13 protein-coding genes are annotated in these 14,486 nt (G+C 68.3%); 5 read left to right on the top strand and 8 right to left on the bottom strand.

Annotation, left to right across the window (positions count from 1 at the left end; genetic code table 11):
- The first annotated feature begins 16 nt into the window (after positions 1-16).
- Genes otnK through QRN19_RS04495 form a run of 3 tightly spaced genes read left to right on the top strand, consistent with a single transcriptional unit; the run spans position 17 to position 2,764 of the window.
- Entirely contained in the window at positions 17-1,276 is a 1,260-nt protein-coding gene (gene otnK, locus QRN19_RS04505; RefSeq protein WP_285025492.1) for a 3-oxo-tetronate kinase, read from the top strand.
- Positions 1,273-1,935, top strand: coding sequence for a class II aldolase/adducin family protein (locus QRN19_RS04500; RefSeq protein ID WP_285025491.1), 663 nt, complete (start codon positions 1,273-1,275; stop codon positions 1,933-1,935). The genes otnK and QRN19_RS04500 overlap by 4 nt, the downstream gene beginning before the upstream one ends.
- Positions 1,936-1,969: 34 nt before the next feature.
- Positions 1,970-2,764 (top strand): DeoR/GlpR family DNA-binding transcription regulator, encoded by a 795-nt coding sequence (locus tag QRN19_RS04495; RefSeq protein WP_285025490.1) that lies wholly within the window; start codon positions 1,970-1,972, stop codon positions 2,762-2,764.
- Between the two features lie 5 nt (positions 2,765-2,769).
- On the opposite strand, the gene QRN19_RS04490 is transcribed toward QRN19_RS04495, so the two are convergent.
- From QRN19_RS04490 to QRN19_RS04475, 4 genes are all read right to left on the bottom strand, one after another.
- Complete coding sequence (locus tag QRN19_RS04490; protein ID WP_285025489.1) at positions 2,770-4,476, bottom strand: glycoside hydrolase family 13 protein; 1,707 nt, start codon at positions 4,474-4,476, stop codon at positions 2,770-2,772.
- A gap of 65 nt (positions 4,477-4,541) precedes the next feature.
- Entirely contained in the window at positions 4,542-5,435 is an 894-nt protein-coding gene (locus QRN19_RS04485) for a carbohydrate ABC transporter permease (RefSeq protein WP_064293707.1), read from the bottom strand.
- Positions 5,435-6,346 carry a carbohydrate ABC transporter permease gene (locus QRN19_RS04480; RefSeq protein ID WP_285025488.1) on the bottom strand — a complete coding sequence of 304 codons (912 nt, stop codon included), beginning with the start codon at positions 6,344-6,346 and terminating at the stop codon, positions 5,435-5,437. Before QRN19_RS04480 ends, QRN19_RS04485 begins: the two co-directional genes overlap by 1 nt.
- Positions 6,343-7,641: an ABC transporter substrate-binding protein gene (locus tag QRN19_RS04475; protein WP_285025487.1), complete on the bottom strand. Its 1,299-nt coding sequence runs from the start codon at positions 7,639-7,641 to the stop codon at positions 6,343-6,345. Before QRN19_RS04475 ends, QRN19_RS04480 begins: the two co-directional genes overlap by 4 nt.
- Before the next feature lie 226 nt (positions 7,642-7,867).
- Here QRN19_RS04475 and QRN19_RS04470 point away from each other — a divergent pair, with 226 nt between their 5' ends.
- Together QRN19_RS04470 and QRN19_RS04465 are read left to right on the top strand one after the other, a co-directional pair.
- Positions 7,868-9,073 carry an ROK family protein gene (locus tag QRN19_RS04470; protein ID WP_285025486.1) on the top strand — a complete coding sequence of 402 codons (1,206 nt, stop codon included), beginning with the start codon at positions 7,868-7,870 and terminating at the stop codon, positions 9,071-9,073.
- A 26-nt stretch (positions 9,074-9,099) separates the two neighbouring features.
- On the top strand, positions 9,100-9,996 hold the full coding sequence (locus QRN19_RS04465) for an esterase/lipase family protein (protein WP_285025485.1): 897 nt from the start codon (positions 9,100-9,102) through the stop codon (positions 9,994-9,996).
- Positions 9,997-10,113: 117 nt separating this feature from the next.
- On the opposite strand, the gene QRN19_RS04460 is transcribed toward QRN19_RS04465, so the two are convergent.
- The 4 genes from QRN19_RS04460 to QRN19_RS04445 are packed head-to-tail and all read right to left on the bottom strand — an operon-like array spanning position 10,114 to position 14,475.
- Complete coding sequence (locus QRN19_RS04460) at positions 10,114-10,803, bottom strand: HAD family hydrolase (protein ID WP_285025484.1); 690 nt, start codon at positions 10,801-10,803, stop codon at positions 10,114-10,116.
- A gap of 32 nt (positions 10,804-10,835) precedes the next feature.
- Positions 10,836-12,068, bottom strand: coding sequence for an allantoate amidohydrolase (locus QRN19_RS04455; protein ID WP_285025483.1), 1,233 nt, complete (start codon positions 12,066-12,068; stop codon positions 10,836-10,838).
- The gene (locus QRN19_RS04450) at positions 12,065-13,219 is read right to left on the bottom strand and encodes an FAD-dependent oxidoreductase (protein WP_285025482.1); all 1,155 of its coding nucleotides are present in this window, start codon (positions 13,217-13,219) and stop codon (positions 12,065-12,067) included. Before QRN19_RS04450 ends, QRN19_RS04455 begins: the two co-directional genes overlap by 4 nt.
- Entirely contained in the window at positions 13,216-14,475 is a 1,260-nt protein-coding gene (locus tag QRN19_RS04445) for an ammonium transporter (RefSeq protein ID WP_285025480.1), read from the bottom strand. Before QRN19_RS04445 ends, QRN19_RS04450 begins: the two co-directional genes overlap by 4 nt.
- Positions 14,476-14,486 lie beyond the last annotated feature (11 nt).

Here is a 14,486-nt window from a genome sequence, read left to right as displayed (position 1 = left end):
GCATGAGAGGCACCGGATGAGCCACTTGGGCGGCATAGCCGACGATTTCACGGGAGCGACCGACCTCGCGACCAACCTCGCCGGGCGCGGGTTCGACGTCGTCGTCGTGACGGAGCACGGTCTCGAGGCGATCGAACAGGACTCGGCGCTCCGCGCACGGCTGAGCGGTTACGAAGCGGTCGTCGTGGCACTCAAGACCCGCACCGCCCCGGTACCGGCAGCCGTCGGTGCGTCGCTCCGCGCACTGTCTGCGCTGCGGTCACTCGGTGCGGAACGCATCTACGACAAGTATTGTTCGACCTTCGACTCCACCGACGACGGCAACATCGGACCGATCCTCGATGCGCTCGCGTCCGAGCTGGACGCGGACCGGACCGTCGTGGTGCCCTCCTTCCCGGACAACGGGCGCATCGTCCGCGACGGCATCCTGCTCGTGAACGGCATCCGCCTCGAGGACTCGTCCATGCGGACCCACCCGCTCACCCCGATGACGCGTTCGCGGGTGGCCGAGCTGCTGCGCCCGCAAAGCGCCCGGACGATCACCGAGATCCACACGGCCACCGTGGACGCCGGTGCGGTCGCACTGACGGAGGCCATCGCTGCCAGCGACGCCGAATACCTCGTCATCGACGCCGCGTCCGATCGACATCTGGCGACGATCGCTGAGGCGACCAGCGACGCACCGCTGATCTCGGGCGGGTCCGGCCTCGCCCTCGGCCTCACGCCCCGCACGCCCCGCTCGGCCGACCCGATGACCGTGACCGTCGGACGCCCGATCGTCCTCGCCGGGAGCGCTTCGAGCGCGACCCAGGGCCAGGTCCGGCACGCGATGCAGCGGATGCCGCACCGCAAGGTCGACGTCCGGGCGCTCGCCACCGATCCTGCCGGAGAGCTCGAAGCGGTCGTGGCTTGGGCGGTGGAGCAACCTGAGGACGGTCCGGTGCTCGTCTACGCGGTGGCGCACCCCTCCGACGTCATCGCCTCCGTCGACGCCGCGACATCGGTCGAACACCTCCTGTCCGCCCTCGCGGCCCGGTTGAGCGGTGACGGCTTCGGGTTCACGCGGTTCGTCGTGGCCGGCGGCGAGACCTCCGGAGCCGTGGTGTCCGCCCTCGGAATCGACCAACTGGTCATCGGCCCGCGTATCGCGCCGGGTGTCTGCTGGGCATCGGGCACCCGTGGTCGGAACGGCACCGCCGTGAACGTCGCCCTGAAGTCGGGCAACTTCGGTGCCGAAGACCTCTTCTCCACCGCCTGGAAGGATCTGCACCTATGAACCCCGAACTCCACGACACGGCGGCAGACCTCGTCGCGGCGGGCGTCGCCGTCGTCGCCGCCGGCCTCAGTCCCGGGAGTAGTGGCAACCTCAGTGCACGGACGGCGGCCGGCCTGATCCTCATCACGCCTGGGGGCGCCGTCCTCGGGTCGCTCGATCCGGAACGCCTCGCCGTCCTCGACGCCGACGGTGAATGGATCGGCGGCGACAAGCCCTCGAAGGAGGCGTCGCTGCACCTCGCGCTCTACCGGAAGAACCCCGAGCATCGAGCCATCGTCCACGTGCACTCACCCCAGGCCGTGGCCGCCTCCTGCCTCGAGCCGTGGGCGCCGCACAGCGCCCTCCCCCCGCTCACGCCCTACTTCGTCATGCGGGCCGGGCAGACCCCGCTGGTGCCGTACCGCGCGCCAGGGTCGCCGGAACTCGGCGAGCTCCTCGCTGCTCTGCCCTTCCCGTTCCACGCCGCACTGCTCCAGAACCACGGGCAGCTCACGAGCGGCGGCGACCTCGCAGCCGCGATCGACGCGGCGATCGAGGTCGAGGAGGCCGCCCGCATCGCCCTCATCACGGCCGGACTGCAGCGTCGACTCCTCGACGACGTGGAGATCGCAGACCTCACCGCACGCTACGGATCGTCGTGGACGCCCGTCAGCCGATAACGTGGACCGCACGCCGACGGACGACGAGGAGACGATGACCAGCGACACGGGGGACCTCGCCCACCTGATACCCGAGCAGCGACGGGAACTCATCGTCAAGCATCTGCGTCGGGAGCAGGTGTTGAGCTTTCCGCAGCTGGCGGGACTGCTCGAGGTCAGCCACATGACGATCAGGCGTGACATCGCGGCACTCGAGGAGGAGGGCCGCGCGCTCTCCGTCCCGGGCGGCGCGAAGATCGCCAGTCGTCTCCTCGCCGAGCCGAGCCACGCCGAGAAGGCGCTGGTCGACGCCGGCGAGAAGAGCGCGATGGCCGCGGCGGCCGCGGAACTCGTGACCGACGGGTCGACGATCTACCTCGACGCCGGCACGACGATGCTCGCGATGGTGCCGCATCTCGCAGTGCGCCGGGATCTGACCGTCGTGACCAACGACTTCGCGATCGTGCGCGAACTCATCGACCACCCGTCCATCGAACTCATCAGCGTCGGGGGTCGCGTCGACCTCGCGAACCAGTCCACCGTCGGACGACTCGCCGCGGAGATGATCCGTCAGCTCGCCGTGGACGTCGCCTTCGTCTCCACGAGCTCATGGGACCTGAAGCGCGGGCTGACCACTCCCGCGGAGTCCAAGGTCGAGGTGAAGCACGCGGCCATGTCGGTCTCGTCCGAGAACGTCCTCGTCGCCGGGAGTTCCAAGTACGGTTCCTTCGCGAAGTACAAGGTCGTCGACCTCTCCCGGTTCGACCTCATCGTCACCGACTCGGGTCTCAGCCCGAACGTCGCGTCGGGCATCCAATCGCTCGGGGTGACGGTCCGACGAGTCGACTGACCACGTCACTCCGACAGGACGTCGGGCATGGTCCACACGGTGGACTCCCCCGGGACCGCACCGGCTTGGAGGGAGCCCAGCACGACGGCGTCGTGCTCCGCCTCGAGCGGGAACGGCTCGGTCCCGAAGTTCGTCAGGACCTGCCAACCGTTCGGCCGCACGAATCGGACGACGTCCGGCCGCCCCGTCTCGATCCACTCGAGGCGCTCCTCGGTCTGCAGCAGTCGTCGCAGCCGGAGTGCCTCACGGTAGAGCGAGAGCGTCGAGTTCGGATCCGCAGCCTCGACGTCGACCGCGTACTCGGCGAACCAGGCCGGTTGCGGCAGGTGCGCGACCGCACCTCCGAATCCGAAGGCCGGTCGGTCCGCCGACCAGGGCAGCGGTACGCGGCAGCCGTCGCGTCCCAGCCCGTCGTACTCGCCGCCGCGGAAGAACGCGGGATCCTGGCGCTGCTCCGCGGTGATCGCGGCGACCTCCTGCAGACCGAGCTCCTCGCCCTGGTAGAGGTAGGTGCTCCCCGGAAGCCCGAGGAGCAGGAGCGTCGCCGCCCTGGCGCGCCTGAGCCCCCGGTCGCGATCGATGTCGCCCTCGGGACCACCCGCCGCGACCCACTCGGTGCCCTGCTTCACGGGTCGCCCGGCCAGTGGCGGGAGTCCGTACCGCGTGGCGTGACGGGTCACATCGTGGTTGGACAACACCCACGTCGTCGATGACCCCGTCCCCGCCGCCTGCGCCAGGTTGTCGGTGATGACCGTGCGGAACTCGGCGGCATCGAAGTCCGCCTCGAGCAGGTCGAAGTTGAAGGCCTGGCCGAGCCCCTCCGCCGATGCGTACTTCGCCCGACGCTCGGGCGAACCCACCCACGCTTCGGCGACGGCGGTGCGCGGCGGGTCGTACTCCTCGAACACCCGCCGCCACTCGGCGTACACCTCGTGCACGTCGTCACGGTCCAGCAACGGGTGGGTGCCGTCCTGCGGCATCAGTTCCAGTTCCGCACGGCTCGGCAGCGGTTCGGTGAGGTCCTTCGTGAGCATGTGCGCGACGTCGATCCGGAAGCCGTCCACGCCGCGATCCGACCAGAACCGCAGCGTCTTCAGGAAGTCCTCGCGGACCTCGGGGTGATCCCAGTTGAGATCCGGCTGCTCGGTGGCGAAGTTGTGGAAGTACCACTGGCCGTCCTCGACCCGCTCCCATGCTGGGCCGCCGAAGACCGACTCCCAGTCGGTGGGCGGTTCCTCCCCCGATGCGCCCTTCCCCTCGCGGAAGACGTACCGGTCGCGAGCCGACGACCCGCGGCCGGCGGCGAGCGCCTCCTGGAACCACTCATGCAGATCCGAAGTGTGGTTCGGCACGATGTCGACGATGACCCGGATACCGCGCTCGTGCAGGGCGGCGATCAGCTCGTCGAAGTCCTCCAGCGTGCCGAGCCGCGGGTCGACGTCGCGGTAGTCCGCGACGTCGTACCCGCCGTCGGCCAGCGCCGAGGGATAGAACGGACTGAGCCAGACCGCGTCGATCCCGAGGTCGGCGAGGTAGTCGACCCGGGAGCGGATGCCCGGCAGGTCGCCGAGACCGTCCCCGTCCGCGTCGGCGAAGCTCCGCGGGTAGATCTGGTACACGGCGGCCTGACGCCACCAGGTGGCGGCGGCCGTCCGCCGGGCGTCAGCGGGCTCAGTGTCGGTGTCGGTGTCGACGAGTAGTGCGTCGGTCATGACGGCGTGGTCCTCGATTTCTCTGATGGTGGGTGGATCCGGTGTCGGTCCGTCGGTCGGACGGGTCACCCCTTGACGGCACCCTGGGTGACGCCAGACATCACCCAACGCTGCGCGAACAAGTAGGCGATGATCGCGGGGGCCATCGCCATCAGGTACGAGGCGAAGGCGACGTTGTAGTTGCTGCTGAACTGGGTCTGGAAGAGGTTCTGCCGCACCGGGAGGGTCTGGAGTCCCGCGTCCGAGATGATCAGCGACGGCATCATGAAGTCGTTCCAGGCGTAGAGGAACGCGAAGATGCCGACCGTGGCGCTCATGGGGGCCAGGAGCGGGAAGATCAGCTTCCAGAACGTCTGCCAGGTGCTCGCACCGTCGATGCGTGCACTCTCCTCGAGTTCGATCGGGATCGATCGCAGGAACGCCGTGAACAGCAGGACGCTGAAGCTCAGCTGGAACATCGTGGCGAGGATGATCACGCCGAACGGGTTGTCGAGTCCGACGCGACCGGTGAGCTGGATCTGTGGCAGTGCGACGACCGGGAACGGGATGAACATCGCGGCGAGCAGGTAGAAGAACGAGAAGCGGAACAGTCGGCGATCCCAGTTGCGCACGATGGCGTACGCGGCGAAGGAGGCGAGGATGATCGTCGCGACCACGGTCCCTGCCGTGACGAGGAGCGACATCGCGAAGCCGACCGGGAACTTCGTGAGCGTCCAGGCTTGGACGAAGCCGTCGATGCTGAACGGTGCCGGGAGCGAGAAGGCGTTGCCGTCGACCGATTGGGTGTCGGTCTTGAACGCCATCGAGATCGTCACGTAGAGCGGCAGGAGGACGGTCACGGCGCAGAGCAGCAGGATGATCGTCGTCGACCAGCTCACCCGCTCTCCCCTGGTCCGTTGCTTCGGGGTGGCGTTCGCCGTGGTGATGGACTGGGTGCTGAGCACGGTTGGCGTGGCCATCAGAGTGCGTTCCTTCCGCGCGTCGCCGAGAGTTGCACGAGGGCGATGATGATCGTGATGATGAAGAACAGGGTGGCCGTGGCCATCTGGTAGGCGTAGTCACCGGTCTGGAACCCGCGGATGATCGTCATCGAGATGCTCCGTGTCGACGTGCCCGGGCCACCGTTGGTCAGGCCGACGATGATGTCGTAGGCGTTCAGGTAGTTCTTGAAGCCGAGGATCACGTTGATCACGACGTATCCCATGACCAGCGGCAGCGTGATCCGCAGCAGCTGCTGGCGCTTGTTCGCGCCGTCGAGTGAAGCCGCCTCGTAGACGTCGCCGGGGACCGCGAGGAGACCCGCGATGTAGATGAGCAGCGTGCCGGGGATCGACTGCCAGGCCGTCACGATCACGATTCCCAGCCAGGCCAGGTCCGGGTTGGAGAGGATGCTCGTCTCGAGGAACGGGATCCCGAGCGCCGAGCCGGCGGCCGGTACCGAGTTCATGAAGAGGAACTGGAACACGTAGGCGATGATGATGCCCGAGATGACCATCGGGATGACGAAGATCCCGCGAAGGCCCATCTTGAAGCGGATCTTCGCGGTCAGCCCGACCGCGAGCAGGAACGCGATGACGTTCACCGCGATGACCGTGACGAGCGAGAACCCGAAGGTGAAAAGGAAGCTCGCGAGGATGGCCGGGTCGCTGAACGCGGCGATGTAGTTCGTGAAGCCGATGAACTCCCAGTCACCGATCCCGATGGAGTCGGTGAAGCTGAAGAAGATTCCGACGACGCCGGGGAGCGTGATCGCAAGCGTGAACAGGATGACCGCTGGGAAGAGGAAGAAGTAGTAGATCGGCTCGACCCGTTTGGTGCTGCGTCGGACCTTCGGGTCTCCCCCGGTCACGATCGATGTGGTGGCGCTCATGAGGAACCCTCCTTGCTCGTGACGGGCGGCTGTCGGAACGCGAGTCGTGCCCAGTCCGCGTCCATGGTGCGGAGCATCGACGCCGCGTCGGTGCCGAGGACCAGCGACTGCGCGTAGTTCTCGGTCGGGATGGCGCGGGGGTTGAGCACGCCCGGCCCCTGATAGAACGCGCCGGCGTCGTAGTACGGGATCATCCCCGCGACTCGCGGGTCGTCGGGAGCCTTGCCGTCGTCCGTCGGGACGAACCCGAGCTGCGACTCGTTGTAGGCCTGGATGACCTCCGGCTGGAAGAGGTACTCGAGGAAGTCGCGGGCACCCTCGGGGTTCTTCGCCTCCTCGGGGATGATGGTGACGAGGTCGAGGTTCACCCGGACCTTGAGGTCCTTCGGATCTTCCGTCATCGGCAGCGGGAAGGTCCCGAGGTCGAGATCCGGTGCAGTGAGTGCGATCTGGCTGAACGCCCACGGGCCCTGCAGGTACATGGCACCCTTGCCCTCGGCGAAAGCCACGTTGCCCGCGTCGTAGGTGCGACTCGGCGCATCGGCCTGCGTGTACTCCTTGGCCAGGAGCTGCATCTTCTCGATGGGCTCCAAGAAGTCCTTCTCGAAGGAGACCGGGGCATCCGGTCCCACCTCGGTACCCTCCTCTGCAAGCCGGTCGTAGAAGTCCGGGATGTCGACCGCGCCGCCGACCGAGTAATCGAACCAGCCCTGGTTGGCAGTCCAGGCGTCGGCGAACGTCGCGTAGAACGGCGCGACGCCCGCCGCCTTCAGCGTGTCGGAGACGGCGATGAGTTCACTCCACGTCGTCGGCACCTCGAGGCCGTACTCGGCGAAGATCGTCTTGTTGTAGATGACGGAAGCGGCCATCACCGAGTAGGGCAGCGCGCTCGTGCGTCCCTCACACACGCCGTACTGATCGAGCAACGGCTGGAGGTCGTCGCGGATGGACGCCGCCGCTGTCGTGTCGGACAGGTCGGAGAGTGCGCACCGTTCGACGAAGCGCGACACCTCGTGGTTGTAGTTCGAGAGCATGAGGTCCGGCGGGTTGCCACGGACGAAGCTCGCCGCGAGCGGATCGGGCCCCGAGGTGTCCATGACGACCTCATACCGCTGCTGCGAGGCGTTGTAGTCCGCGACGGCCTGGTTCATGAAGGTGAACGCCTCACGCTTGCTGAACGTGAAGTGGATGGTCTCGCGGCCATCACTCGAGCAACCGACGAGGACGCTGGCCAAGAGCGCCACACCCGCCACTCCGGCCGTGGCGCGTATCGCGCGTTTCAGTGGGTTCGACATCATTGTCCTTCCGCGGAGCCCTCGACGGATCCGCTGACTAAATACAGAGAGTAAATCAACTGATGACGGAAACTCTGCCATCCGTTCGACGTCTGGTCAAGCACCGGTTCCATCACGACATCCACGGGTCGGACACCGTGATCGTTCACGGCTCTGCGCGCGGTGCAGTGCCTTCCCGGCTCGGCCTCCGCGCGCGGCCTGCGGATCGTGGATATCGTTGTCGGTCATGGAAGCGACGACGACGGACCGGGCAGCGGAGCCGCGTTCCTCCAGCATCACCGCCGTCCTCGATCACGCCTGGGCGTCGTCCGCGTTCACCGCAGCCGACGTCATCTCCGCCACCGGGTTGTCACGATCGACGGCGATCACGCTCTCCGACGAACTCATCGGACTGGGTTGGCTGACGGAGCTCGATGACGCACGTCAGGCTGGTGCCGCTTATCGGAAAGGTCGCCCCGCCCGTCGCTACGAGCTGCGTATCGACGCCGGGATCGTCGTCGGTGTCGACGCCGGAGCCCACTCCATCACCGCCATCGCTGCAGACCTGCGCGGTCGGGAACTCGCGAGGTCGCACCACACCGTCGATCCGGCGGCCACCGCTGAGGCACGGGTCGACGCCGTCGATGCGGCTATCGACGAGGCCCTGCGGCAGTGCGGCCCGAAGCCGCCGCTCTGCATCGTGCTCGGCGTCCCGGCTCCCATCGATGCACTCGGGCGGTCACCCGAGGGCAACGTCTTCTGGGATCGGATGAACCCTCGGCTCGGTGAGCGCATCCGCGACCACGGCTGCGCGGTCGTCACCGACAACGACGCCAACCTCGCCGCCGTCGCAGAGGGCGCCATCGGGGCCGGGGTCGGCGTGGACTCCTACATCACGGTGGTCACCGGTGAGCGCCTCGGCGCCGGATACGTCGTCGACGGCCGTCTCGTCCGCGGTCGCGGCCGGGCGGGCGAGCTGCACCTGCTCGACCTCGTCGACGGCGTCGGTTCGTCGCGAGGCATCGCCGCACTCCTGCGCGACTGGGGTCGCGAGTACCGCGAGAGCGGCGGGCTCCCGGAGAGCAGCCCGCTCAGCCGCATACCGGTCGCGCAGGTGGATGCGCAGTCGGTCCTGGCGGCAGCGGATCAGGGCGATGCGGTCGCACTCGATCTGGTGCGCCGGATGGGTGATCGCATCGCGCGGATGAGCGCCATCCTGGGCGGGTTGCTCGACGTGGAGCGCATCGTGTTCGCCGGTGGGACATCCCCGTCGATGTCGCAGCTGCTCGAGGTCGCGTCGGAGCGCATCCCCGGCTACATGAGCGCGGAACCTCCCCTGCTCGTCGCGTCGGAACTCGGTGCCGACATGGTGGCGCAGGGCGCCGTGGCGAGCGCGATCGACGAGGTGCGTCGCAACGCGCTGCGGATCGACCTCGCCCGACCAGTACGCTGACGTCGTAGCCAGCCGGAAGGAGCACCATGGCCGATGCGATCGTCCTCGTGTCAGGAGGTGCGGCCGTGACCCCGTTCACGGGTCCGGACCACGCCGCCGACTCCGGCCTCGCCGCCGGGAACACCCTCACCGCGCTGCGCGCGCACCTGCTCGGGCGGGAGACACCGGTCTTCACCGCACCGGCACGCATCGGCGCCGGAGAGGTGCATGAGGACACCGGTTGGCAGGGGTTCACCGAGGTCCCGATCGTGCTGCCCGCCGAGGTGACCGTCAACGCCGTCGGAGGGATCGACGCCGGCGGGACAAGCCTGGCCGCGTTCCTGCGCTGGTTGTCCGACGAACACGGCTTCGCGAGCGTCGACCTCGTCGCCCACTCCATGGGCGGTCTCTTCTCTCGTGCCGCGGTCCGCGAACTGCGCGGCTCCGGCCCATCGATCGGCCGGCTCGTCACCCTCGGCACACCATGGGAGGGATCGCTCCTCGGCGACGTGCTCACCGGTGAAGTCTCGGTCCACGACGCCCACGGTGACGAGGGGACCACGACGATCCTCGAGCGCTCGAGCGGCTATGCCGCCGAGAACTCACAGGGCGCTGCCGACGAGGTCTCACGCCGGTTCCTGCGCGAGTGGAACACGACGCAGGCCGGCTTCCTCGATGGGGTCGCCGTCACCGCAGTCGGTGCGGGTCACTTCCACACGGCAGCCGAACCCCGGCAGCTGTGGCCACACGACGGCCTCGTGGCACTGCGAAGTGCCCGAGCCGATGACGTTCCGGTCGACGTCCTCCCCCGCGTGGTCCGCCACTCCTTCGAGGAGGACGTCCACAGCATCTTCTTCGCCGACGCCTTCGACCTCCCGTGGGAGCGCGCGCTCACCTGGGATCCCGAGGTCTTCGCCGTGGTCGACACCGCCCTCGCGTCCTGAGCCGACCGAGGCCCTCGGATCTCCGTCGAAGTCTTCACCGTCCTGACCAACGACGGGCAGCATGCCGACCTGCCGGACTGAGACAGCTCGGTGCGCCAGGCGGGCGCGATGCCGAAATCACCGTCGCGAGCGGGTGAGTCTGTCGACGACCTTGTCCAGTCGGTCGATGACCGGATGACGTCGGTGCAAGGGTGGGTCCTGGTGGCCCCCGTCGAATCGCAGGAACCGCACGTGGAGTGCGTCGGCGATCTCCTCGTCGTGATTGGTGTCGCCGACCATCAACACGCGCCGGGGATCATGGCCCGAGTCCTCCAACCACGCTGTCACGACATGCTCCTTCGACGCGGCGTAGACATCGGTGATGCCATGGATGTGGGCGAAATGGCCGTGCAGCGAGTGAGGAGCCAGCTGGCGCTCGAGGGTGGCCTCCGGGGTCGCCGAGATGAGAACCTGCTCGACGCCGAGCCTGTCGACCGCCGCAAGGGTCTCGCGCCCTTCGGGTTGGAGCGACGCCGATCCCACGCCGACGGCGAACAACGCGAGGTATTCGTCGGCCGCCGTCAGGAAGTCAGCCGCATCGATTCCGAGCCGAGCGTAGAAGGCTCGGATGGGGAAGCCGAACACCGCCCGATACGCCTCATGGTCGGGTATTCGAGCCAGACCCCGTTTCCGGAGAACGGTGTTCATCGCGGCAAGCGCCACATCGACATCGTCGAGGAGCGTGCCGTTCCAGTCCCAGCACACCGCGTCGATGGTCGTCGATCCGTTCTCGTGCACGAGGTCGAGTCTCACACGGTCGGCTGACATCGGCAGGGTCCGACGAGGGCGGTGGCTCCTGCTCAGGTGGTCCCGATGCCGACAGCCAGTCCCTCCAGGACGTCCGCGAGTGCCACGGCACCGGCCTCGGCATCGGCATCCTCGGCGTACTCCTCCGGCGAATGGGAGACGCCGGTCGGGTTCCGGACGAAGAGCATCGCGGTCGGCACGTGCGACGCGAGCGCTCCGGCGTCGTGCCCCGCTCCGGTACCGAGCACGGGCGCCTGCGGCAGCATCCGTTCGAGGCGCCCGCGGAGGAACGGGTCGAAGTCGGTCGTGGCGCTGAACGACTCCTCGGTGATCGCGGCCACGCATCCCTCCTCCGCTGCGACGAGCGACAGGCGTTCGGTGATCCCCGCTACGATTGCGGCGGTCACGACGTCGTCGGGATGACGGACATCGATCCAGAAGTCCACGTTCGACGCGATCACGTTCGTGCCTCCCGGCAACGGGAGCACCCGGCCGACGGTCGCCCGAGCGTCCGGCGTGGCCCGCCCGATCGTGCGGATCTCGGTGATCATCCGCGCAGCCGCGACGAGCGGGTCCCGTCGATCCTGCATGAGGGTCGTCCCCGCATGGTTCCCCTCACCGCGGATCGACACCCGCCACCGTCCATGCCCCAAGATGCTCGAGCCGATCGCGACCGGGCGATCCAGGTCGACCAGCGCCCGACCCTGCTCGACGTGGAGCTCGACGAACGCGTCGATCGCTCCGAGCCCGCCCGGATCCGGCCCCACACCCCCCGGATCGACACCATTGCGTGCAAGGACCTCCGCGAAGGTGTCGCCCTCCGCGTCGCGCAGGGCCAGCGCCCGCTCCGGACTGATCGCACCGGTGAGGAGACGCGAGCCGAGGCATGCGACGCCGAAGCGAGAGCCCTCCTCCTCCGGGAAGACCGCGACGACGATCGGCTTGGTCGGCTCGACGCCACGCGTCCGCAGGACATCGATCGCGATCAGCGCCGATACGACCCCGAGCGGTCCGTCGTAGGCGCCACCGCCGGGGACCGAGTCGAGATGGCTCCCGGTGATGACCGCACCCGCCGTCGAACGTGACGGCACGTGCCACCAGGCGCGGATGACCCCGTTCCCGTCGATGTCCACGTCGAGGCCACGGCGCTCGGCGTGACTCACGAACCATTCCCGCAGCTCGAGTTCGGCGGTGGAGTAGACGGGCCTCGAGTAGCCTCCCCGACGCTGATCCCGACCGATCCCAGCGATCTCGTCCAGGAGCGAGATCACGGTGTCGCGCGTCACCGGACGGCTGCCAGGCTCGGACGGAACATCGCTGGCACCGCGTCTCGCCCCTCGATCAGCGCGAGGGCGTAGTCGCCGATGAGCGGGGCGAACTTGGCACCGTGACCGGAGCAGGGCGCCAGGACCGTGATCCCGTCGACCCGGTCGATGACGAAATCCTCCGTCGGGGTGTTCGTGAACAGGCAGGTCGTCTCGGCATACGGTTCCGGGACGAGGCTCGGGAGGAACTCGCGGACGTAGGCGACGACCCGTCGGCGGTTGGCGTCGTCGACGACGCCGTCATGATCGGCGGCCGAGGGGATGCGCCTGCCGCCGTTGTACTCGGCGACCTTCTGACCACGCCAGTCGGCGTCTCGCCCTCCGGGGAGCCCGTAGACCTGCATCCGCTCGGACTTGTGGATGAAGGTGGGCCACACTGAATCGGATCGCGCCGGGTCTTTCGCATCGACGCCGATCCGGTCCCGATACGGGAAGTGGTACGCCTGCTCCTGACGGACCTCGAGGGCCGGGAACGCGTCGAGGAACCTTCCCGGCAGCGCGAGGTCGCCGAGGAGGTCCGGAAGCCAGCCCCCGGCTGCGACCACCACCTGCTCCGCATCGAACGCCCTCCCCTCATACCCGAGCACCCGGTACCCGGTGGCGGTCCGCTCGACCCGCTCGACCGGCCAATTGTTCAGAACTGTGGCCCCGACGCGGACGGCGGATTCGAGCATCGCCATCACCGCCTGCTCCGCGTCGATCACGCCGGCTCCCGGATGCCACAGGGTGGGCGTGTCGAAGCCGATGTCCCAACGGGCTCTGGCTTCGTCTCGCGACAGCAGCTCGTGATCGATGCCGTGCTCGGCCAGCACTGAAGCGAGGTGCTCCGGGCGACGGGTCGTCCCGAAGTCGAGCGCCCCCGTCTGCGTGATCAGTGGACGCCCATGCTCCAGTCCGAGCTCGTCCCACCCTGATGCCGCCGCGAGGACGAGACGGGTGTAGGACGCCTCCGGGTAGGCGTAGCGGAAGATCCGGGCCGATCCGTGGGACGATCCCCACTCATTGGCCGGGCGGCTCCGCTCGAGGACGGTGACGTCGTGCCCGGCCTGGGCCAGACGCCAGGCCGCCGCAGCACCGGCAAGCCCGGCTCCGATGACGATGACGCTCGTCATGCGCGTGCTTCCAGGTCTTCGTCCTCGTAGGCGCGCTCGGCGTGGGCGTGCTCGTCGATCCCGGCGACCTCGTGCTCCTCGGGGATCCGCAGACCGATGGTGATCTGGATCAGCTTCGCGATCACCCAGGTGACGATGAACGAGTACACGAGGACCGCGACGGTCGCGATCGTCTGCACGCCGAGGAGTTCGAATCCACCGCCGTACAGCAGACCGGAGCGTCCGTTCGGAGCCGCATCCGTCGCGAACACCCCGATGAGGAGCGTCCCGATGATGCCGCCGACGAGGTGGACCCCGACGACGTCGAGGGAGTCGTCGAACCCGAGCCGGAACTTCCACTCGATGGCGAGGCAGCAGACGACGCCCGCGATGGCCCCGATGATGATGGCACCGATGGGCGAGACGGCACCGCAGGCGGGGGTGATCGCCACGAGGGCGGCGATGATCCCCGATGCGCTGCCGAGGCTCGTGACCGCTCCGTGGCGGAGCCGGTCGACGATGGACCAGCCGATGAGCCCGGCGCAGGCGGCGACGGTGGTGTTGAGGAACACGACGCTCGCCGCATTGCCGGCTGCCAGCGCCGAGCCGGCGTTGAAGCCGTACCAGCCGATCCAGAGCAACCCGGCGCCGACGAGGACGAGCGGGCGGTTGTGCGGACGGAGCTTGCCGCCCCAGTCCTTGCTCTTGCCGAGCACCAGGGCCAGTGCGAGCGCCGCGACGCCGGCGTTCATGTGCACGGCCGTCCCGCCGGCGAAGTCGACGGCACCGAGGGTGTTCGCGATCCATCCACCGGTCGCCGTGTCGTTCGAGAAGGCGAACACCCAGTGCGCGACCGGGAAGTACACGAGCGTCGCCCAGAGCCCGGCGAACAACAACCACGCGCCGTACTTCATACGACCGGCGGCTGCACCGGCGACGAGCGCCGTCGTCACCCCGGCGAACAGCAGTTGGAACGCGGCGAAGAGCGCGAGCGGGATGCCGGCGTCGGGGTCGTCGACGAGTGCCTGGTCGAGCCCCACGAACTCGAACGGGTTCCCGATGAGTCCGAGCCCGCCGACGGAGTCGCCGAAGACGAGCGAGTACCCGAAGGCCACCCAGAGCAGCGCGACGAGGCTGGCCCCGCCGAAACACATGATCATCATGTTGAGGATGCGGCGGGACGAGACCATCCCGCCGTAGAACAGAGCCAGGGCCGGGATCATGAGGGCGACGAGCGCCGAGCTCGTCAGGATCCAGGCGACGTTTCCAGCGTCCACAAATCACTCCA

The organism is Plantibacter sp. ME-Dv--P-122b (assembly GCF_030209375.1).
Classification (GTDB): Bacteria; Actinomycetota; Actinomycetes; order Actinomycetales; family Microbacteriaceae; genus Plantibacter.
Note: the sequence above shows the minus strand (reverse complement) of the source record. Positions and strands in the feature narration are given on the sequence as shown.

Coding starts and splice junctions, on each gene's coding strand:
- QRN19_RS04465 (WP_285025485.1), top strand. CDS start 9,100: ATGGCCGATGCGATCGTCCTCGTGTCAGGAGGTGCGGCCGTGACCCCG.
- QRN19_RS04500 (WP_285025491.1), top strand. CDS start 1,273: ATGAACCCCGAACTCCACGACACGGCGGCAGACCTCGTCGCGGCGGGC.
- QRN19_RS04490 (WP_285025489.1), bottom strand. CDS start 4,476: ATGACCGACGCACTACTCGTCGACACCGACACCGACACTGAGCCCGCT.
- QRN19_RS04470 (WP_285025486.1), top strand. CDS start 7,868: ATGGAAGCGACGACGACGGACCGGGCAGCGGAGCCGCGTTCCTCCAGC.
- QRN19_RS04460 (WP_285025484.1), bottom strand. CDS start 10,803: ATGTCAGCCGACCGTGTGAGACTCGACCTCGTGCACGAGAACGGATCG.
- QRN19_RS04485 (WP_064293707.1), bottom strand. CDS start 5,435: ATGGCCACGCCAACCGTGCTCAGCACCCAGTCCATCACCACGGCGAAC.
- QRN19_RS04495 (WP_285025490.1), top strand. CDS start 1,970: ATGACCAGCGACACGGGGGACCTCGCCCACCTGATACCCGAGCAGCGA.
- otnK (WP_285025492.1), top strand. CDS start 17: ATGAGCCACTTGGGCGGCATAGCCGACGATTTCACGGGAGCGACCGAC.
- QRN19_RS04450 (WP_285025482.1), bottom strand. CDS start 13,219: ATGACGAGCGTCATCGTCATCGGAGCCGGGCTTGCCGGTGCTGCGGCG.
- QRN19_RS04475 (WP_285025487.1), bottom strand. CDS start 7,641: ATGTCGAACCCACTGAAACGCGCGATACGCGCCACGGCCGGAGTGGCG.
- QRN19_RS04480 (WP_285025488.1), bottom strand. CDS start 6,346: ATGAGCGCCACCACATCGATCGTGACCGGGGGAGACCCGAAGGTCCGA.